Origin of the sequence: Paenibacillus zanthoxyli JH29 (assembly GCF_000520715.1) — a bacterium.
Lineage (GTDB): Bacteria > Bacillota > Bacilli > Paenibacillales > Paenibacillaceae > Paenibacillus_AQ > Paenibacillus_AQ zanthoxyli.
Genome location: NZ_ASSD01000650.1, coordinates 1 through 20,926 on the forward strand (window position 1 = coordinate 1; position 20,926 = coordinate 20,926).

Below are 20,926 nucleotides of genomic sequence, written 5' to 3' on the forward strand. Positions count from 1 at the left end.
TCCGGAGGAGCAGGGTGGGCGGCTCATCTTCATTGTCTACCGGGACGTCAACGGGATACTGTACAAGCATCAGCTTTTTATAAAAACAGTACGTGTTGATCGGCCGGTGATGCACCGTCGGCAGAAGCACGATCGTCTCCAACTCGGGGATGTCCTCGATCACAATTCCGCCCGAGGCATACTCGATCAGCGCTCCAGGTTCCATCTTATTCTGCAGCAGCTTTTTCTCGGAAGCATCTTCTATAAGCAGAGGAAGCATCTTGGGCTCGACATACCGGAAGTACTGCTCATGCCAGAGCCGCAGCAGCGGTCCATAGCCATCTTTGATTCGGCGGCACTCTTCCAGCGTGAATCCGGGAACGTAGGGGGCCGCGAGTTCAAACCACTCCTCCACGGTAGCCGATTCCATATCTTCAAGGAACAGCTGCACTTTGGCAGACGGACCGTGGGTGTAAGCCCAGCAGTACAGAACGTCGTAGTCTTCGAACGGCCATTCCGCGGCCTGCAGCAGCGCCGACACCTTTTGAGGGGGAATCCGCCCGTCGATGTCGCGCACCCATTCGGGTCCGATATCCAGATTGGAAATCCATTTTCGCGTTACATATAGCATGAAACTGTCCACCAGTTCATATACGGGCGACACGTCAATTTTCAATTCATAGTCCATGAAACATGCAGTCCTCCCAGAAAATCACTCACTTCTGATTATCTCTTGTTTGGTTTGGGGTTGTCCACTATAATGTTGTTTCTTATTATACTAGAAATATCAGGAGAATATCATCCGTGCCTTGACAGCAATTCTCTGCTAAACGTCCTTAATGGAGCTGTACTATATATCGGCATATCGGCTCCTTTGCTTTGATGCGTGGGTTATTATTCTCGCCAAAATGCGATTTTTGAGTTAAGATAAGGGAACGAGTGATCGCATGGAATTTGTTCTTGCTTTTCAAGTACACTATATTATGAAGTAGAACTGGCGGACAGGAGAGACTGATTCATGATTATCGTGGAGCATTTAGCCAAGACGCTCGGACCGGAGCAGACGCCGGTACTGAGAGACATAGGCTTTCGAATGGAATCCGGAGAACTGATCGGACTGCTCGGCGCAAGCGGGAGCGGCAAGACGACGCTGCTGCGGTGCTTGGCTCTGCGCGACAAGTGGGATAAAGGAAATTTCCGGGTGAACGGCACCGATATTCTAAAGGGCGGCCTTGGCGGTAGAGCGAAAATTCGCCGCGAATGGGCGTTCCTGGAGCAGAATGCTCAGCTGAATCCAACCCGCACCGCTTTAAAGAACGTGCTGATTGGCCAATCAGCCCAGACCCCTCTATGGCGGAGACTGACAGGAATGGTGCGTTCCGACGATTACATGGGAGCCATGGACGAACTGGAGCGGATCGGCCTGCTGGACAAGGCCAAGATGCAGACAGGCCAGCTCAGCGGCGGGGAGCGCCAGCGCGTTGCCATCGCCCGGGCGCTCGTCCACGGAGCCAAGGTCATTCTTGCCATGAGCCGGTGACGGGGCTTGACCCGAAGTCGGCGCAGAACATTATGGAGACGCTGCGGGAACTATGCAAGGAGAACGGCCTTACGGTTATTGCCGTCATGCCGCTTGAGCTTGCCGAGCGCTACGCTACGCGCCTTTGGGTGCTGAACAACGGAATCATCAAGCATGATGTTACCGGCCGCCGTCTTACCTCGCAGGAGCGGGCCGGATTGTTATAGGGCCGAAAATTATAGAATTCTGATGAATGAAATGAGTGATCCAGTTGATAATACAAAGTCTGCGGCGCCCTCGTTCTCGTTCGCGGTGTTCCTCAGCCGGTGTTTCGGACTTGCGCCGCACCTTCACCATTCCGGCTTTACGGCGGATTGGCGCCGGGATCTTGGCGCTCTCACTGCTATCGGGGTGCAGCTTTATCAGCGACCCTGTATCCAGGATGAAGTCGCCAAGGCTTTCAGAGGATAAGGCGACGCTGATGGCCGCCATAAGCACACTGAAGCTGATTCGTCCGAACAACGACGACGACAGCTCCATCCGTACAGAGGATCTCAACGGGGACGGAGTTCCGGAAACACTGGTCTTCTATGAAACGCCGGGCGAGACGGTGGAGATTCACGGTCTGATTCTGGAGAAGCAGAGCGGCTCCTGGGTCAAGAAGCTGACCTTTGACGGCGCCGGCACCGTGCTTGAGTCGGTCGAAATCAGGGACTTGACGGGTGACGGCATACCGGAAATCATTTGCGGCTATTCCCGGGGAGAAGAAGGGCTGCAGAAAGGTCTGGTCGTGTACAGCTATTCGGGTGCTTCGCTGGAAGAGATGCTGACGCTCCCCTACACCAAATATGTGATTGATGATTTGAACGGAGACGGGATAGATGACATAACGGTTGTTTCGCTCAAGCGGAACGAATCCTCCACATTGACGACTTATCAGTACAACGGCGGGTTCAAGGAGCTTGACCGGCTGGAGAATCTCGATCCTTACATTAATAACTACTACAACGTGGCTGTCGGCAAGGTGGCGAAAGGCAAAGAAGGTATCGTTCTCGACGCGGCAGTCAATTCGCATTCCGCCTACAGCTATATGGTCGTTATGGAGAATGACCGTTTCCGCGTCGTTCTTTCCGGAGACGACAGTACCTTCAAGGACCGCCGGATTTCAAGCGGGGACATCGACGGAGACGGCATCATCGAAATCGGCCTGATGGAAAGACCGTCCGGCTGGGAGAACTTCGAGGCGGATGCCGTCCCCTGGTTCTATTCTTACTATAAATGGGATGGAAAGGAAGGGCTGGTCTTCGCACTGCAGCAGTACCGTGATCCATCGGACCGGTTTACACTGAATTTTCCCCCGGCATGGCATGGCAAGGTTACGGTTGATACGAAATCCGTGCAAAATCGATATCTCAAATTTATTATGTCCGACACTGGCGAGACGGTTGCCGAAATTTCCTTTTTCTCCACGGAGGAGTGGAATCGGGTAAAAGGGGACGGCTGGGAGCTTTGGGGCCAGGATGCGGACACAATCATCGGATATCGGGGTAAGCTGGAGCAGAATGCAGACGGAATAAAGAAAGGGAACACTACGGTTCCCGCAGAGAGGAAGGGAATCAATTGAGTAAGGTGCTTATACTTGAGGATGAAGAATCCATCCGCAGTTTTATTGTCATCAACTTGAAACGCAACGGGTTTGAGGTGCTGGAAGCGGGCGACGGCAATGAAGCTCTCGCCAAGCTGAATACGGTACCCGATATTGATATCGCGCTGCTTGACGTGATGGTGCCGGGTATTGACGGTTTCGAAGTGTGCAGACGAATCCGTGAGACGAATGAACGGATCGGCATCATTTTTCTGACGGCCAAGGTGCAGGAGCAGGATAAGGTATATGCGTTGTCCGTGGGCGCCGACGATCATGTCAGCAAGCCTTTTAGCCCAACAGAGCTGATCGCCCGCATCCAATCGCTTCTCCGGAGAGTGAATGTGCACCGGGAACAGTCCGCCAAGGTATCTTTCCACTCCGGGCCGTTTACACTCGATCTCATTTCCAAGCAATTCAAGCGCAGCGGGGACCCTATTGAACTTACGCCGACCGAATTTTCGCTGGTGCAGTTTTTCCTTGAAAAAGAGAATACACCGCTGAGCCGGGACGTTCTTCTTGATCATGTGTGGGGCAAGGAGTACATGGGCGACCCGAAGATCGTAGACGTCAACATCCGCAGACTGCGTCAAAAAATCGAAAATAATCCATCGGAGCCCGAATATCTGCAAACAGTATGGGGGCACGGTTATAAGTGGAAAGGTCAGGGACAATGATCAAGAAGGGGATGCGCAGGCAGATTGTTTTACACTACATTCTTGTAGTTTTTTTGGCGCTTCTCCTCGTGGAAGTCATTTTTCTAATCGTAATTCGGACGTATTACTATGACAGCATCTATACCCGGATTACGACACAAATCAACCAGGCGGAATATTTTTATCGGGTCACTATTAGGGACTCTCCGATCTCCCTGCAGGAGCTGCTGCGCAGCTTCGAACTAAAGGACACGGAGCTTCAAGTGCTTACGCTGAAAGGCGATATGATCACAAGCTCGACGGGCTTTCAGCCTGACCGGACGATTACAACGAGCGATGTTCCGGAGGCGGTCGGCGGCGGAATCGGACGGTGGGTCGGCAGACAGCCGGGAACCAACGAAAACGTTATGGCCGTCTCCAAAGTGCTGCAAATCCACGGCCGCGACGCTTATGTACTGCGCTATGTGACCTCTGTTGAAGGAGTGAACGCCGATTTGTTTAACGTCACTCTTATCTCGGTTGCCGTTGGCATAGCCGTTCTTGCCGTCGTCGCGGCTTTCAGCTTCGGACTGGCCAATTCCATTATCCAGCCGCTGAACAATATTACGGCAGTATCCGCGCAAATGGCCAGAGGCAAATTCAATGTGCGTATCAAGGGAGATTATCTTTACGAGATCGGGGAGCTTGCCTCTACCCTGAATTACTTGGCCGAGGAGATTGTGCGGAGCAACCAGATCAAGGATGATTTTATCTCCTCCATTTCGCATGAACTTAGAACGCCGCTGACCAGCATCAAGGGCTGGAGTGAGACGCTGGTCTCCGGCGGCTATGATCCGGAGGAAACAAAGCTTGGCATGAGCATTATTTCCAAGGAGAGCGACCGGCTGATCGGACTCGTTGAGGAGATTCTCGACTTCTCCAAGCTGCATCAGAATGAAATGAAGCTTTCTATCGGCACCGTAGCTGTAAAAGAGCTGTTGCAGGAAATTATTCTGAATCTGTGGGCCAAAGCCGAGAAAAAGAGCATTAGGCTTGTGCTGGAAGCCGAAGAAGGCATTTATGTCAGAGGCGACGGCAATCGGCTAAAGCAGGTGTTCCTGAATTTGACAGACAATGCGGTGAAATTCTCGCATGAAGGCTCTAGTATAATGCTTTCTGCGCGCCGTGCTGACGATGAAGGGGCCGAAATCGTGGTTCAGGACAGCGGGATCGGCATCAGCCAGGATCACTTGAACCGGGTAAAGGACCGCTTCTTCCAGGTGGATTCGCTTAATGGCGGCACCGGGCTTGGTCTGGCTATTTCACAGCAGCTGGTGGAGCTTCATGGCGGAACGATGAAAATTGACAGCGAGCTTGGCAAAGGCACTCGGGTTACGGTGTTCCTGCAGCTTGCGGAGCCATCTCCGGCAGTGGAGACGATAGGGCAAGAAAGCCTCCCCTTGCCGGAGGAAAATCATGATCGGGAGGAGGGCAAGGCATGAGTTTGCCGATTACTGGAGATATCCATACTTCCCTTGGCAGCCTGACCGTGATCCGTGCAGATTCCAGAATGGCCGAAGAGGTTCTGAAGCTGCTGCGGGAAGCGGCGCAGTGGATGCGCGATAACGGCCTGACACAGTGGAAACCGGAGCAGTTCAAGGAAGGGGAAATCCTGAATTACTTTAACGAGCGTGAGGTCTATATCGCTATGCAAGACGGCGAGGCTGCCGGTGTGTTCACCTTGCAGTTTGGGGACCCCCGGTATTGGGGACGGCGAAATGACGAGTCCTATGCCTATCTGCACAGGCTGGCAGTGGCGATGCCTTTCCGCGGGGCGGGGCTGGGCGGCAAGCTGCTGAAGTTCGCCGCCGATACGGCCAAAGCCTCCGGGCGCAGCGGGCTTCGTCTTGACACGATCGCGGATAATGTAAAGCTGAACCGGTATTATCAGAGCCAGGGGTTCCGTTATATGGGCACCAATGATGTTGGCGGCGGGCGGCTTGTCAATCTGTATGAGAAAATGGAGACTTCAGGCGATAAAGATGCGATTCGGTTGCAGTATTTTGATGCAGCGGACTTCGAATATCTGAAACGCTGGAGCGTCTCGGCGGATTTCCTCAAGCAGTGGGCGGGGCCTTCGCTCCACTTTCCGGTTCAGGATGATGAGCTGAGAAAATATCTCGACGGCGCCAACCATCCCGCTGAGTCCGAACAGATGGTCTATAGCGCCGTGCATATGGCAACGGATACCGTTATCGGGCATCTCAGTTTGGCCCGCATTGACCGGGACAACGGTTCGGCCCGAATTACCAGGGTCATACTTGATCCGGAATACCGGGGCAAAGGCTTTGTGCGCCGGATGATCGGCGAAGCGATGCGCATCGGATTTGAATCATTGGACCTGCATAGGCTTGGGCTCGGCGTCTTTGATTTCAACACTTCCGCGATTCGTGCTTATGAAGCTCTCGGATTCCGCCGGGAAGGCGAGCATCTCGAAGCGGCCCGTTTCAGTGACCGCTACGCGAACTTAATCGAGATGGCTATGCTGGACAGAGAGTGGAATGAAATAAGACACAACATTATATAATGTACTACATAACCCCGGGATTCCAAAGGATGTCGCCGAATCCTTCAGTAGCGGCAGCTTTTTTTGCAACGTGATAAATTCAAAAAAAGGGTTGTTTCACAGGCTTTACCTGTAGAAACAACCCTGTTTGATGCTGGTTCTTACGAGAGCAGACCCCCGGCCCGAAGTCTTCCGGTACCGGCCTTCTCGTATACATCCTGTAGCAGCCGGGAAGGCTGGGTAAGGATAAGCGGTTTGGGGACAATCGTCTCGCGTGGTCCGACCACCGCGATGCGATCCATGCTTCCCTTGACAACAGCCCCTTCTCTGATTAGAGCATCTTCTCCAATAATCGCGTTTTCGATGTATACATTTTTGCTGATGCGGGCGCCGGGCATAATCACGCTGTTCTTGACGGCAGCGGTTTTGCCGATTTCAACATTGTCGAAAATAACCGAACGTTGGATGCTGCCTTCCACGAAGGCATGCTCGCTAACCAGGCATTCCGCATCTAAGGATGGACCTTTTGCCCGGATGACCGTTGGTTTGGATACTTGAGAGCGGCTGTACATAGGCCAATTCGCATTGTTAAATTTCCAGCCATTGTCTCGTTGCAGGAGATCCATATGAGCTTCCCACAGGCTTTCCACCGTGCCCACGTCACGCCAGTAGCCTTTAAAACGGAATGCGAATAGGGGATCTTCGCTCCGAAGCATGGCGGGAATTACATCCTTGCCGAAATCATGGCTGGAATTTTTGTTCGCCGCGTCTTTAAGCAGGTGAGCCTTAAGAAAGTCCCAGCGGAAGATATAAATACCCATTGAAGCCAGATTGCTTTCCGGTTGCTTGGGCTTCTCGACAAAACTCGTGATTTTCAGATCATCGTCAACATTCATGACACCAAAGCGCCCGGCTTCATCCCATGGAACTTCCATGACGGAAATGGTCGTTTCTGCGTTTTTTGCAAGATGATAATCAAGCATTTGCCGGTAATCCATATGGTAAATATGGTCTCCGGACAAAATAAGCACATTTTCTGCATTAAGATTATCGATGTATGGAATATTTTTATAAATAGCATCTGCCGTACCCGTATAGCTGTCTCTTCCTTCACTGCCGGAGGGCAGCAGTGTTACGCCTTTGCGTTGTTCCGTGCGGAGCCCCCAAGGCTCTCCCGTACCGATATGGCTGTGAAGGGAACCGGCTTCATATTGCGTCAGTACGCCGATCGTATCAATACCCGAGTTCACACAATTGCTGAGGGGAAAGTCAATAATTCTGAAATGTCCTCCGAAAGGGACGGCCGGTTTGGCCATACTGGATGTAAGTGGAGCAAGTCTGCGCCCTTCCCCGCCTGCTAATAGCATGGCGATGCAATCTTTTTTACCCATTCGTTTACCCCTCCAAAAATGTGTTTTGTCAAAACAATACGTGTTATATAACCTGACCGGCAGACGTCTGAAACGTGAACAATGAAGCTAAGTGAAATATATTACAAAGTCTTAAGGAAAATTACATAAAAAAGGCTGAGGTCTTCATTTCTTTTTCACTTCTTGCCTGCACCAATTAATGTTCAAACGAATGAAATTGGGGTAATGTATTAGGTGTATCCTGTATATATTACTATTCCTACAAAGTGCGGCTTTGCATTCGGAGTATGTTCAGGTACTTTGCAGGGACCCCGGAAACCTTAAATCATTCCTACAAAAGGTGGTATTCAATTGGCTGAGCGACCAACAGCAGTAAACATGCCGTCCCCGGAGGATATTTACTTGTTTCACGAAGGTACCCATTACCGTAGTTATCGCATGCTCGGAGCGCATCTCTCCGTAGAAGAAGGAGTTCCCGGCGTTCGTTTTTCCGTGTGGGCGCCCCATGCAACATATGTAGGATTGGCTTGCGATCGAAACGGCTGGGATGGAAGCCGTGAGGAAGACTCGTTATATAAGATACCCGATTCGGGGATTTGGACTCGTTTTTTCCCGGAAATTGCCGGGGGAACATTTTACAAATACAGAATTATCGGCCAGGACGGCTCGAGCTTTTTGAAAGCGGACCCTTATGGGTTCCAGGCCGAAGTTCGTCCGGCAACCGCGTCGGTTGTGGCCGATATTGAGGGCTACCACTGGGGCGATGCGGCCTGGCGGCGCAAGAATAAAGGTTCCTACAATAAGCCCCTCAATATTTACGAAATGCACATGGGCACATGGAGACAGAAGGAGAATATTCATAACAAGGAAGGCGGAGAGCTGTACAGCTACACGGAAATGGCTGACCTGCTGATTCCCTATTTGCAGGAATTGGGCTATACGCATGTGGAATTCATGCCGCTGGCGGAGCATCCGTACGATCTTTCCTGGGGGTACCAGGGAACGGGCTATTTTGCCGCAACAAGCCGGTACGGAGAGCCGAAGGAGCTGATGTACCTGATCGACCGTCTGCATCAGGCGAACATCGGCGTTATTCTCGATTGGGTGCCTGCCCATTTTGCCAAGGACGATCCGGGCCTGCGCTTGTTCGACGGCTCGTCATGCTACGAGTACAGCGATCCGATGCTGGCGGAGAAGCCGGGGTGGGGAACGCTTTCTTTTGACTTCGGCAGACCGGAGGTCCTTTCATTCCTTACTTCCAACGCCTTGTTCTGGTATGACGTATACCATATCGACGGCATGCGTGTGGATGCGGTTACAAGTATGCTGCGCCTTGATTTTGAGAAGCAGGAGCATCAGTTTAGACGGAATGTCAACGGCGGGTTTGAGAATCTTGAGGCCATCGCCTTTTTGCAAAAATTGAACACTCTCGTGTTTCAGAACTACCCGCATGCCTTGATGATGGCGGAGGAATCCAGCGCCTGGCCGCTCGTAACCGCCCCCGTACATGACGGCGGGCTTGGTTTCAATTACAAATGGAATATGGGCTGGATGAACGATACGCTTGCATACGTGGAGAAGGAGTTTGATGCCCGCCCCTATCACCATAATTTACTGACATTCCCGATTGCCTACGCCTATTCGGAGAATTATACGCTGCCGCTTTCCCATGACGAGGTAGTGCACGGCAAGAGATCGCTGCTGAACAAAATGCCTGGTTCCTATGAGCAGAAGTTCGCGGGCCTTCGGCTGCTGCTGGGTTATCAGATGACAAGCCCCGGCAAAAAGCTGCTGTTCATGGGCGGCGAATTCGGCCAGTTCATTGAATGGAAGGATCAGGAGGAGCTCGACTGGCTGCTGCTCGATTACGAGAGCCATCGGAAAATGCTGGCCTACACGGCTGCGCTCAATAAGTTCTACCTTGAGGAGAAAGCGCTCTGGGAGCTTGATCACAGCTTTGATGGGTATGAATGGATCAGTGCGGACGACAACTGGCAAAGTGTCATTGCTTATATTCGCAAAGGGAAAAAAGCCGGCGACCAGCTGATTGTCGTCATCAATTTCCAGCCGGTAGAGCGGCCGAATTACCGTATTGGCGTTCCGAAAGCGGGAACCTATGAAGAGGTGTTCAGTACGGAAAGACCCGAATTCGGCGGCTCTGGAGCGTCGCCAGGCGCTTTGAAGACACAGAAACAAGAATTGCATAATCAGCTCCAAAGTCTTGAATTAACCCTGGCGCCGCTCAGCATGGTGGTGCTAAAAAAGAGCGGACGGAAGGTGAAGGGGGATGATCCAGCCGTACTAGAGGAAGCTCCAAAAGGAAAAGCTAGAACGACGCGCGCCAAAGCCAAGAGTGAAGATAAACCGGCAGACAAGCCTTTACAGTCGGACACTCCGGTCAAAAAAGCAGCTCCGCGCAAACGCAAAACGAAAAGCGACGATATCCCGTAAGAAATCAATCACTCTATTTAACAGTCCGTTACACAAGAGGAGGAAAAAGGGAATGAAAGTGCTGTTTGCTGCTGCGGAAGGCCACCCGTTTATCAAAACGGGAGGTCTTGCCGACGTAATCGGTGCGCTGCCGAAAGCGCTGAAGGAAGCCGGAGTGGACGTAAGAGTCATTATGCCGAAGTACCGGGGGATTCCCGAGAAATACCGCTCGCAAATGGAGCCTGTCAAGATAATCGAGGTGCCTGTAGGCTGGCGGAATCAATACTGCGGAATTGAGCGGCTGGATTATGAAGGGGTGCCGGTCTATTTTATAGACAATGAATACTACTTCGGCCGTGACGGCATATACGGATATCTGGATGACGCGGAACGGTTCGCTTTTTACAATAGGGCCGTACTGGAAGTACTCCCGGCGATTGATTTCCAGCCGGATGTGCTGCACTGCCATGATTGGCATGCTGCCGTCATCCCCCTGCTTCTGAAAGGGCATTACCAGAGCAATCCGTTTTACAGCAATATCCGTACCGTATTCACCATACATAATCTGCTGTACCAGGGCGTGTTTCCCTATGAGGTTCTGGGCGATTTGCTCGGCCTGGACGGCAGCTTTTTTCCCGGGGTGGAATACTACGGCAATGTTAATTTCCTTAAAGGCGGCATCGTGTTCAGCGATCATGTGACGACGGTCAGTCCGACCTATGCACAGGAAATCAGAACGCCTCACTTTGGTTACGGTCTGGACGGCCTCCTGAATGCCCGCGCCGATCATTTAAGCGGTATTGTCAATGGCATTGATACGAAGGCCTATAATCCGGCAACCGACTCGAAAATCTTTACAAAATACAAGAATAATCTGAACAAGAAGACTGAGAACAAAGTCGGCTTGCAGCAGGAATTGGGCCTCCCGATAGCGCCGCATATTCCGCTTGTAGGCATGGTCACCCGCCTGGTTGATTCGAAGGGGCTTGACCTGGTGACCCGGGTGCTGGATGAAATTCTGTATTTTGACACCGTCCAGTTTGTCGTTCTTGGAACGGGGGATGAAGTATACGAGCGCTGGTTCCGCGAAGCCGCATGGCGCTATCCGACCAAGCTGTCTGCGCAGATCCGGTTCAGCGATGAGCTGTCGCGTAAAATCTATGCCGCAAGCGATTTGTTCCTGATGCCGTCGATGTTCGAACCGTGCGGAATCAGCCAACTGCTGGCCCTGCAGTATGGCAGTATACCGGTTGTCAGGGAAACAGGGGGGCTGAACGATACCGTTCACTCCTATAACGAGGAAACGGGGGAAGGGAACGGCTTCACCTTTACCAATTATAACGCTCATGATATGATGAACACCCTGCGCCGGGGGATATCCTTCTATAACAAGCCCGAGCATTGGAAACGCTTGACCCGCAACGCTTTTAAGGGGGATTACAGCTGGGATGTATCAGCGGAGGAGTACATCGATATCTATGAGAAGATTACGGAGACTGTATAATATTCGCTAAACAAGAAGAAACGCCTGACGGCGTCCTTAAAGGACGCAAGTACGTTTCTCGTAGAAATATAAGGTCATTTATAAGTGCGAAACATATAAATGCTTATATTTTAAAGAAAAGGCAGCTTGCTCACGAGCGCACAAGTGCTGGAGAAGCTGCCTTTTTTATGGAAGAAACCGGTACTTGGGTCAGCCCTAACTTTGCAGCCGCCGGCTTGAACGGTTACCGGTGTACGGGAGAGTGCTCCGTTGACGCATTGCCAGACGTGTTCTGGACGAACGGAGGCGTCTTCCAGTCAAGACGGCGGGATAAGATGCGGAAACCATACGGTTCTAGGGAGATGTGCATGATCCCTTCATCGGGCCTTACCTCGTCGCCGGAGAGCGCATCGGTCCAATCTTCGGTTTCTATCGCATGACTTAAGCTGCGGGGTTCGGGTGAATTGTTCATCCAGATGATAAAATGGGTCTCGCTGTCCATCCGTTCATAAATAATGCAGGGATCATCCTTGCAGGCCCCTAGAATCCGGTAACTTCCGCCTCGCAGCGCCGGGTTCTCCTTGCGGAGTGAAATCATCATTTTATAGAAATCGCGAAGCTCAAGGTCCTGTTTGGCTGGGTCCCATTCCATACATTTGCGGCAATCGGGATCGCCTTCCCCGGACAGCCCGATTTCATCGCCGTAGTATATACATGGCGTACCAATGAAGGTGAATAAGAAGGCGGCGGCGAGCTTCATTTTCCGCTTGTCTTCCCCCAGAGCGTTAAGCAGACGTGGGGTGTCGTGACTGCACAGAAGGTTAAAGCTGACCTCATTGCACTGTTTGGGGTAACGCATGAGCAGACCGCCTATTTTATTAGAGAAGGTGTAGCTGTCCATTCCGCCGTTAAAGAATTCCAGTACAGTTCCCGAGAACGGATAGTTCATGACCGAATCGAACTGGTCACCGAGCAGCCAAGCCAGAGAATCGCTCCACACCTCGCCTACGATGTAAGCGTCCGGATTGGCTTTTTTCACAACCTTGCGGAAGTCATGCCAGAAGTGATGATCGATTTCGTCGGCCACGTCGAGGCGCCAGCCGTCCAGCTTAACTTCCTTGATCCAGTATTCCGCCACGTCCAGCAAATAGGATTTGACTTCCGGATTGGCCGTATTAAATTTGGGCATCGCCTCAAAAAATCCAAATGTATCATAGGTCGGTCCGTCCACAACCTCTATGGGGAAGGAATTAATGTGGAACCAATCGGCATATTTGGAATCTTCCCCTTTTTCCATGACATCCTGAAAGGGAGGAAATTCTTTGCTGCAGTGGTTGAACACCGCATCAAGCATGACGCGTATGCCTTTCTCATGGCAGAGATCGACCAAAGTCTTGAGCTGCTCATTATCGCCGAATTGAGGATCTACCTTTTTGTAATCAATGATGTCGTATTTATGATTGGATGGGGACACGAACAGTGGTGTGAAATAAATCGCATTAACGCCGAGGTCCAGCAGGTAGTCGAGATGATCAATTACGCCCTGGATATCGCCCCCGAAAAAGTTGTCGACCTTCGGTTCACCGCCCCAGGCTTCAGTTCCTTCCGGGTCATTGGCCGTGTCTCCGTTGGCGAAACGGTCCGGCATAATTTGATAGAAGACCGCTTCTTTGGCCCACTCCGGAACCCTGAACAAATCAACTTCATGTATATACGGGAATTCGAAATTGTTACCCGGAGGCTGCGGCATCTCATGCATAATCCCTTTGCTGGACATATATGCCGTTTCGCCGCCTGATTCGATCCGAAAGAGATAGGACAACCGTTTATGTTTAGGCCGCGCACAGGCTTCCCAATAATCGAAATGTTCGTCGGAAGCGGATTTTTCCATCGCGATTTCCTCGAAGGTCCGATCCCAAGCGTATTTGTCGCCGGTCAAGACATATACCGTATCAGCGTCATCCCGTTTGGTCCGCATCCGAAGATGTACGGATTCTATATCATAGGCATATGCCCATTTATCGCGTGGAACGTGGTACAAAGCTTCCAGCAGCATGGTTTCCCCTCCTAAAAATGATTGAAGCGCAACTGCGCCTCTTTCGAGTGGGTATACTTAATTTAATACCCTTAAATACATAATAATAAACTATTTTTCTGAATGTTTCAGAAAGTAAGCTTTGTCTCGCTGTAGAGACCTGCTTATTTCGTAAAAAAAGGATGCGAACACGCCTTAGCAAATTGTAAACAAAATACTCTTTGCATATTCATACGCGGACTTTCCGCCATACGAATTCCACAAGATGGTATAGGGTAAAGATACGATCGTCGGTTTTGACATTGATATTGCCAAGGAGATCGCTTCGGATATGGGCGCGGAGCTGGTCATTAAGGACCTGCCGTTTGACTCGCTGCTGAACGAGCTGTCCAGCGGAAGAGTGGATATGGTCATTTCGGGTCTCAGTCCGACTCCGGAAAGAGCCAAGCAAATCGATCTGTCCGACGTCTATTATAAAGCTGAGCAGGCCGTTGTGGTCCGTGAAGCCGATAAGGATAAATTTAGCACGATGGAATCCCTGAAGGGCGCCAAGATCGGCATTCAGACCGGGTCCATTCAAGAAGGTATCGCCAAAGGAATCGAGGGGGCGCAGCTGACATCGCTCGCTAAAATTTCTGATATCGTGCTCCAGCTGCAATCGAACCGCGTCGATGCATCCATTATGGAAGGGCCGGTAGCCCAATCTTTCGTAAAAAATGTGAAGGGATTGGTCATTACCGATGCCAAGCCGGAAGTCGAAGATGACGGTTACGTCATCGGGGTCAAGAAGGGCAACTCGGAGCTGCTGACACAGATCAACAAGACTCTGGGCGAGCTGAACTCCGCTGGAAAAATTGAAGAGTTTGTATCCAAGGCGGCAGAGCTGGCCGAGAGCAAGTAAGCTTTAAAGATACGTTGGAAAGTTGCTTTGCAATCAAATGAAGAAAATGGCGGTGACCCGCCGTTTTCTATTTTTTTGTTGATAGGAGGTTTGCGGGTAGGATGAATTTACTGAATATGGCCTATGAATACCGCGGCTTTTTTCTGACCGGACTGCAATACACGCTGCTTCTCGCGGTAATCGGAGTGATCTGCGGCTTTGTGCTCGGGATCGTCGTTGCCCTGCTGCGGATGTCAAGCTTTAGAGTGCTTCGCTGGATCGCCGCCGCCTGGGTGGAATTTCTGCGCGGAACGCCGATGCTTGTGCAATTGTTTATTATTCACTACGGTCTTCCTTCAATCGGCCTTGAGTTTACCGCAATACAGTCGGGGGCCATTACCCTTACAATTAACAGCTCAGCCTATCTTGCCGAAATATTCCGGGCGGGTATACAGGGCGTGGACCGGGGACAGACGGAAGCGTCCCGTTCACTCGGGATGACGCAGGCGATGACCATGCGTTATATTGTTCTTCCGCAGGCGCTGAAGAATGTGCTCCCGGCGATAGGCAACGAGTTCATTACCATCATCAAAGAATCGTCCATTGTCGGCATGATTGGAGCGATGGATTTGTTGTTCCAAGCCAGAACCATTACCACGATTACCTATGACGGGCTGACTCCGCTGCTGGTTATCGCTCTGATGTATTTTATACTTACATTTACATTATCCAAGGTGCTTGGCCGACTGGAAAGGAGATGGAGCGCCAGTGATTACCGTTAAGAACTTGCAAAAGGCATTTGGCAAGCTGGAAATTCTGAAAGGCATCGATCTTACGATACAAAAAGGTGAAGTGATTGTCGTCATCGGTCCCAGCGGCTCGGGAAAAAGCACCTTTTTGCGCTGTCTGAATCTGCCGGAGCAGCCGACAGGCGGGGAAATTACCTTTGAAGGACAGTCCATTACGGACCGGAAGCATGATATCAATGCCACTCGTGAGAAAATGGGCATGGTCTTCCAACAGTTCAATCTGTTTCCCCACAAGACCGTGCTGCAAAACATTACGCTGGCTCCGGTCAAGGTCAAGAAGCAGTCTCCTGCGGAAGCGGACAAAATAGCGATGGACCTGCTGCGCACCGTCGGTCTCGAAGATAAAAAGGATGCTTACCCGTCGCAGCTCTCGGGCGGGCAGAAGCAGCGGACCGCCATCGCTCGAGCGCTTGCCATGCAGCCGCATGTCATGCTGTTCGACGAGCCGACCTCGGCGCTTGACCCCGAGATGGTAGGCGAGGTGCTTGAGGTCATGAAGAAGCTGGCAGAGCAGGGCATGACCATGGTCATCGTTACCCACGAAATGGGCTTTGCCCGCGAGGTAGGGGACCGGATTCTGTTCATGGACGGCGGGTTTATCGTCGAGCAGGGAACGCCCTCCGAGGTGTTCGGCAGCCCCAAGCACGCCAGAACGAAGGATTTCCTGAGCAAGGTTTTGTAACCATTTGCCACCAGGCCGTATTACAATAATGAAGCGCCAGTAATCAGCTACTTTCAGCTGTTCTGGCGCTTTTTCAAAAATATAAGAATTTTATAAGCTGAGCGCTTATCCATTTGTCTTATATTTCTACGAGAAACGGTACCGTCCCTAAAAGGACGGCGAAGCCGTTTCTTCTTGTTATTGGGCGTAATCTCCGGTGTAGTTAATCAGCGAAACATCCATAACGCCTTCGATAGAGGATAGGTCATGGACGAACGAAGTGTTGTTGTCCCGGAGCCTAAGTTCGACCGTAAGCTCCACAAAGTCCTTGCGGATCGTCTTGGATCTCAGGGTATGCTCAATTTTCCGCATCCGCAACCGAAGCTCCTTGGTGGCGTCTTCCGAGTGGCGGATTATCAGCAGGTAAGGCTGCTCCCGGACCTTGCGGCGGGACAGCCACAGCAGCACGAGTCCAATGGCGAGGGAGCCGATGAGCGCGACAGGATAGAGCTTGGCTCCTGCTGCAATGCCTCCTGCGATCGACCAGAACATGTATACAATGTCCAGCGGGTCTTTGACGGCGGTACGGAAACGCACAATACTGAGCGCTCCAACCATACCGAGTGAGAGCACGATATTGGAGCTGATGGTCATAATAATCATGCTTGTAATCATGCACATAAGCACAAAGGCGGCATTATAGTTGTAGCTGTACACGACTCCCCGGAAGGTTTTGCGGTAAATGTAAAAGATGAACAGACCCACACCGAATGAAGCGATGAGACCGAGCAGTACATCGATGTAAGAAACGGTCCGGAAGGCATCAAGGTGCAGCACGCTTTTTTTAAATAAATCCTGGAAATTTAAAGTATCATCCATTTTGAGGCTTATCCCCTTATCGTTTGAAATGAAGTTTGGCGGCTTCCCTGCATATCACATATTTGGATATTGTGGACCGGACGCTCGCAGCCGGAGTGGCGATAAGACGCACCGGTTCGGGCAGGAAGCGGTTGAATTTAATTTCCAGAATGGTTCGTGTGGAATCATCCAGAGCTTCTCGAAAAGCCAGCCCGGGGTCGAACAGATCCAGACTGCCGATGCCGGAGGACAGCTTCTTGTCGAATGTAATCCGCACATCCCCGTAATCGTATATATAGGCTTCACGCACGTAATCGACGATTGCCGCTGGACGAAAGCCCTTGTAAGTAAGCGCCCTGTATAAATCCCGTATAAGAGAATGCGGTGAATCCGCAATCGAGGAGGCATCCCCATGTACAATATTTTCATATTCGGAGCGGGTTAGCGGAGCGCTCTCTTTACTTACATAATCCCCGTATTTACTCTTGCGCTCCAGCTTGATCGAGCTGGAGCTTGCATTGTATATCCGGATTCGAAACTTCTCGCGTCCGAAAATTCCGTTAGTCTTATCGTACAGCGCATGATCCGCAGGACTATCGAAGTACAGGCTCCGGATGCCGTAGCCGTCTGCGTTCTGCGAGTGCGGATCAAGCGGAAGCAGCGACGCTACGCGCTGACGCAAGGATAGATATTCATGGGGATGCAGGTAGTATTTGAATTCATGCCTGAGAGGCCGGCCCATAAATTCCATGTCAGTTCACCTTAACCTCTCTGACTCCGTTGTAGGGAGTGCCTTCATCATCGAAATAAATATCAAATGCGATTTGCGAATGTCCCTTGCCGTCGCCCGCAGTCACCTTCCAGTAGTACGTTCCTGGCGAAAGGCCGCTGAGCCGCACGGAAGTACCCGGTGTGCTTAACCGCTTGACCACCTTTGTAAACAACGGGTCCCTGGCCAGAGTAAATTCATACTTCAGGGTATCTCCTTGAAGATCGAACGAGGCATCCCACTGAAATACGGAAGCTGTTCCCTCCTGGTGCAGATCATCCAGAAAAAAGGGCTTGGGCTTCTGGATATCTTCAATAAACCGCTTCATGGAGCGTTCGGGAACGGTACTGATCCTTGCCAGATCCTTGGGGATATCGGAAATAGGCTCCGGAAAAAAGCCTTTGTCGGGCTGCCTGCTTATGTACAGCTGCGTGATGGGGGCGTACAACGCGACTCTTTTGGAAATGATATCGTTGTTGATATAGTCCCGGTACAACTCGTCGATCCTGTCCTTAAGCAGGTTCACATTTTCCATACTGCGGAAGAAACGGTTATGCAGCTTGGAAGCCCAATAATTGCTGATGCCGCTGCTATAAGTGATGTTATTAGTCGAATGCTGCTGCAGCTCCCATCCTCCGTCATAGTCCCATGGAAGGAAGTACCATTTTTCGGAGTTGAGCGGGGAGTACAGCAGGAAATTCTGGACATTCGTATCCATGTTGTCCATTAAAATATTGGAGGCCATCCAGGTCAGATAATTATCGAGGTCAAAATGCTTGTCTATCACTTCATTGATCGGAATGGACAGATTGTTTACATCCTTCAGCATGTCCAACAGCTTCCGGTGATCCTCACGGCCGTTGATCTGCAGGCGGGTTTCAAACTTGGCCTTGTCATACAGCGGATCATCCTGCAGCCGAAGCTCATCTTGATACTCGAAAAATTCGAACATGGTAGCTTTGTACAACTGTCCGTACGGGTCAAGCCAGTGATTCTTAAGAAATTGCTTGTTGGGCTGCTCGACCTGCGTATACAGTCCATAATCGATGAACGGCTTCGAACTGGCCGCGCCGTCTTCGCTCAGATCCTTCACATAGAGATGCACGAAGCGGGTGCGCAGACTTGTAATATTCGGGATGGTCTCGAACAGATCGAAGCTGAGTTTATTACGCAGCCGCGAGGGGTCGTAGGCATGCTTGCTTAGGTTAATCGTACGCTGATCATTCCATAGTCCCGCTTGATCGTTCAGCTTGATCTTGTAAGACCGCTGGGAAGCATACCGCGTTGAACTCCCGCGAAGTGAGACATGGGCGTTGGCTTCCTGGGATGAATAGCCAAACGAGCCAGGGGCCGGTCCGCTGCCATCGGCCGCGCCTTCCTGCAGGATGGCGGCCAGCGAGCCTTCCTCCATCCGGCTGCGAATCCGGTTCAGCTCATACCAGGTTAGGGGGGCTGAGTCTTCTTTTTTGTCATCTTCAAGCACGGTTAAATACAAGGTATCCACGAAGGTATCATTGTCCCTTTCATAGATACGCTTGTCCTCGGCCAGCTTATCCTGGGTAACCGGCTCGGCGATTGGGGAATCCGTCACCTTCGGGGCGCTCTTCTCGCCCAAGCTGCTGTCCATGCAGCCTGTCAGCAGAATGACGAGAGCGGCAAGCGTAACGGAAGCTAAGCCCGGACGGAACAGACGCCTGCGTTCCCGCTTGACAGGGTTAATGGGCTGGGCGCAGAAGGTATGGTAATCAATGCTGCGGACATAAATGATCAACCGTCCCAGCGCGAGCAGCACGGCAATAAAGGAAGCGACAAACATACCGTAACCGTCATAGCCGCCCAGCATGGAGAGGACGCTGAATCCGGTATTCAGAACCACAAAGACACCGCTGATCATAAAAACACCTTTCCGGTCATCGTAATAGAGCAGAAGCAGCAAGATGACAAATGTAATGATGAAGAAATAGTAGCCTAACAAGAGGATGATATACACATCAAGCTGATTCATGCTGAAACCGATCATGGGCAGAAGCTTGATGCCGAGCGCAAGACTGATAACCGTAAACATGAGCTGGGTTTCCATGAGAAACGTCAGTTCACGGATCAGCGTCCGCTGCATCTCCCGGCGGGCCTCCGATATTTCCTTAAATGTTCCCCGCTGCCGAATCAAATCGTAGTAACCTCTGAATTTCTCATAGAAGTTGGTCTCGACGGCAACTGTGAAAAGAATGAGTGTCGGCATGACGCTTAAGTAGGCATAGAAGACCGGCGTATCATAAAAAGGAGAGACGAGATAGCGGCCGGCTACCTCTTTGTTCTCCGGGCCGAACCAGTACACGAAGCTGTGCGTGTATACACCCGCATAGAGGAATGTGCCAATCCCGAATAAGGCAGGATATTTGCTGAAATAGGACAGAAAGTGAAAATACAAGCGGGAATCCCGAGGGGGAAACACCTGCTCGAAGTGCCGGTTGGTCAGCAGCACCACAAGGAAAAAGCCCGCATCCACTGCGGCAAGCATTCCGGCGGCTGTCTGATAGGGTGTATATTCGCTGACGGCCCAGGCTCCCAGTCCGGCGGTGCAGGCGCCATACAGAAAGCCGCGGAAGATGCGCTTGTAATCCTTCAGCGCGGTAAGGTGAACGGATTGCAGCCAGATAAGGATCAGCTCCATAAACAGGAGAAACGCGGCAGCCTTGTACGCGAATCCGGCTTCAACGCCCTTTAGGAACACCAGCGCCGCCACCGCACCCGCAGGCAGACATACGGCAGCTGCGCCGTAGTAGGAGGAAAGGGCGTGCTTGTATTGCTTCTGGAACAGCATATCCGACAGGAAGCGGGTCAGCACCATCGAGACGCCGCCGGTGACCAGTACAGAGAAGATGAAGGCATACACAATGGTGGTCAAGAACAGTTCCCGTTCCAGAAAGGCCGCGCCGGATACCGACATCAGACGCTGAATGCCGGCCACCATTGCCATACAGAGGATCATCGGTCCGACCGTCGACATGGACGAGTAGGCGTATGCCCGAATCTGACGAAGCAATCCGTGCTGGTTATGCAGTTTTCTTAGCTCGAAGCCGATGCCGGCCATGACCGCCCCTCCTCATAATTCAGATAAAATTCACGGTAGCCCTCGATGAACTGTTCTCTGGTATAATGCGCCTCCGCCCGTTTAAGACCGCTGAGGCCCATTTGCTCCCGCAGCTCCCGGCTGCGGCCAAGCCGAATAATGGCGGATGCCATCTGATCGTAATGCATGACGGGAACTACAATGCCAGCGGGACCGTAGT

At 51.5% G+C, this 20,926-nt stretch carries 15 protein-coding genes and 2 pseudogenes; 10 read left to right on the forward strand and 7 right to left on the reverse strand.

Annotated elements, in window-relative coordinates; translation table 11 throughout:
• A partial coding sequence (locus L691_RS0124665; RefSeq protein ID WP_025692903.1) for a hypothetical protein occupies window positions 1-667 on the reverse strand: 667 nt, incomplete at its 3' end.
• Window positions 668-997: 330 nt separating this feature from the next.
• Between L691_RS0124665 and L691_RS30110 the strand changes: the two are divergent.
• From L691_RS30110 to L691_RS30880, 5 genes and pseudogenes are all read left to right on the forward strand, one after another.
• Window positions 998-1,725 (forward strand): annotated as a pseudogene (locus L691_RS30110) (phosphonate ABC transporter ATP-binding protein).
• Between the two features lie 110 nt (window positions 1,726-1,835).
• A complete protein-coding gene (locus L691_RS0124675; RefSeq protein WP_025692904.1) occupies window positions 1,836-3,122 on the forward strand; it encodes a hypothetical protein in 1,287 nt (428 codons plus the stop codon).
• The gene (locus tag L691_RS0124680; RefSeq protein ID WP_025692905.1) at window positions 3,119-3,817 is read left to right on the forward strand and encodes a response regulator transcription factor; all 699 of its coding nucleotides are present in this window, start codon (window positions 3,119-3,121) and stop codon (window positions 3,815-3,817) included. The genes L691_RS0124675 and L691_RS0124680 overlap by 4 nt, the downstream gene beginning before the upstream one ends.
• The gene (locus L691_RS0124685) at window positions 3,814-5,277 is read left to right on the forward strand and encodes a sensor histidine kinase (RefSeq protein ID WP_025692906.1); all 1,464 of its coding nucleotides are present in this window, start codon (window positions 3,814-3,816) and stop codon (window positions 5,275-5,277) included. Before L691_RS0124680 ends, L691_RS0124685 begins: the two co-directional genes overlap by 4 nt.
• Complete coding sequence (locus tag L691_RS30880) at window positions 5,274-6,362, forward strand: GNAT family N-acetyltransferase (protein WP_051459453.1); 1,089 nt, start codon at window positions 5,274-5,276, stop codon at window positions 6,360-6,362. The genes L691_RS0124685 and L691_RS30880 overlap by 4 nt, the downstream gene beginning before the upstream one ends.
• A gap of 140 nt (window positions 6,363-6,502) precedes the next feature.
• Here the strand turns inward: L691_RS30880 and L691_RS0124700 are convergent, their stop codons facing one another.
• Window positions 6,503-7,732, reverse strand: coding sequence for a glucose-1-phosphate adenylyltransferase (locus tag L691_RS0124700; protein WP_025692907.1), 1,230 nt, complete (start codon window positions 7,730-7,732; stop codon window positions 6,503-6,505).
• Window positions 7,733-8,089: 357 nt separating this feature from the next.
• Between L691_RS0124700 and glgB the strand changes: the two genes are divergently transcribed.
• Both glgB and glgA read left to right on the forward strand, forming a co-directional pair.
• Window positions 8,090-10,162 (forward strand): 1,4-alpha-glucan branching protein GlgB, encoded by a 2,073-nt coding sequence (gene glgB, locus L691_RS0124705; protein ID WP_084654461.1) that lies wholly within the window; start codon window positions 8,090-8,092, stop codon window positions 10,160-10,162.
• Window positions 10,163-10,214: 52 nt separating this feature from the next.
• Window positions 10,215-11,645 carry a glycogen synthase GlgA gene (glgA, locus tag L691_RS0124710; RefSeq protein WP_025692909.1) on the forward strand — a complete coding sequence of 477 codons (1,431 nt, stop codon included), beginning with the start codon at window positions 10,215-10,217 and terminating at the stop codon, window positions 11,643-11,645.
• A 223-nt stretch (window positions 11,646-11,868) separates the two neighbouring features.
• Here glgA and L691_RS0124715 read toward each other — a convergent pair whose 3' ends face one another.
• Window positions 11,869-13,680 carry an alpha-glycosidase gene (locus L691_RS0124715; RefSeq protein ID WP_025692910.1) on the reverse strand — a complete coding sequence of 604 codons (1,812 nt, stop codon included), beginning with the start codon at window positions 13,678-13,680 and terminating at the stop codon, window positions 11,869-11,871.
• Window positions 13,681-13,945: 265 nt separating this feature from the next.
• Here L691_RS0124715 and L691_RS30125 point away from each other — a divergent pair, with 265 nt between their 5' ends.
• The 3 genes from L691_RS30125 to L691_RS0124725 all read left to right on the forward strand — a co-directional run bounded on the left by L691_RS30125 (window position 13,946) and on the right by L691_RS0124725 (window position 16,030).
• Window positions 13,946-14,560: a transporter substrate-binding domain-containing protein gene (locus L691_RS30125; protein ID WP_269634890.1), complete on the forward strand. Its 615-nt coding sequence runs from the start codon at window positions 13,946-13,948 to the stop codon at window positions 14,558-14,560.
• Window positions 14,561-14,661: 101 nt separating this feature from the next.
• Window positions 14,662-15,321: an amino acid ABC transporter permease gene (locus tag L691_RS30130; RefSeq protein ID WP_036738195.1), complete on the forward strand. Its 660-nt coding sequence runs from the start codon at window positions 14,662-14,664 to the stop codon at window positions 15,319-15,321.
• On the forward strand, window positions 15,308-16,030 hold the full coding sequence (locus tag L691_RS0124725) for an amino acid ABC transporter ATP-binding protein (protein WP_025692911.1): 723 nt from the start codon (window positions 15,308-15,310) through the stop codon (window positions 16,028-16,030). The genes L691_RS30130 and L691_RS0124725 overlap by 14 nt, the downstream gene beginning before the upstream one ends.
• A gap of 177 nt (window positions 16,031-16,207) precedes the next feature.
• Here the strand turns inward: L691_RS0124725 and L691_RS0124730 are convergent, their stop codons facing one another.
• The 4 genes and pseudogenes from L691_RS0124730 to L691_RS33195 all read right to left on the reverse strand — a co-directional run.
• Window positions 16,208-16,888 (reverse strand): DUF4956 domain-containing protein, encoded by a 681-nt coding sequence (locus tag L691_RS0124730; protein ID WP_025692912.1) that lies wholly within the window; start codon window positions 16,886-16,888, stop codon window positions 16,208-16,210.
• 16 nt (window positions 16,889-16,904) lie between these two features.
• Entirely contained in the window at window positions 16,905-17,618 is a 714-nt protein-coding gene (locus L691_RS0124735) for a polyphosphate polymerase domain-containing protein (RefSeq protein ID WP_025692913.1), read from the reverse strand.
• Between the two features lies 1 nt (window position 17,619).
• Window positions 17,620-20,727 (reverse strand): exopolysaccharide Pel transporter PelG, encoded by a 3,108-nt coding sequence (pelG, locus tag L691_RS30885; protein WP_051459454.1) that lies wholly within the window; start codon window positions 20,725-20,727, stop codon window positions 17,620-17,622.
• A pseudogene (locus tag L691_RS33195) lies at window positions 20,703-20,926 on the reverse strand (GT4 family glycosyltransferase PelF); the annotation flags it as partial. The gene pelG and the pseudogene L691_RS33195, both read right to left, overlap by 25 nt.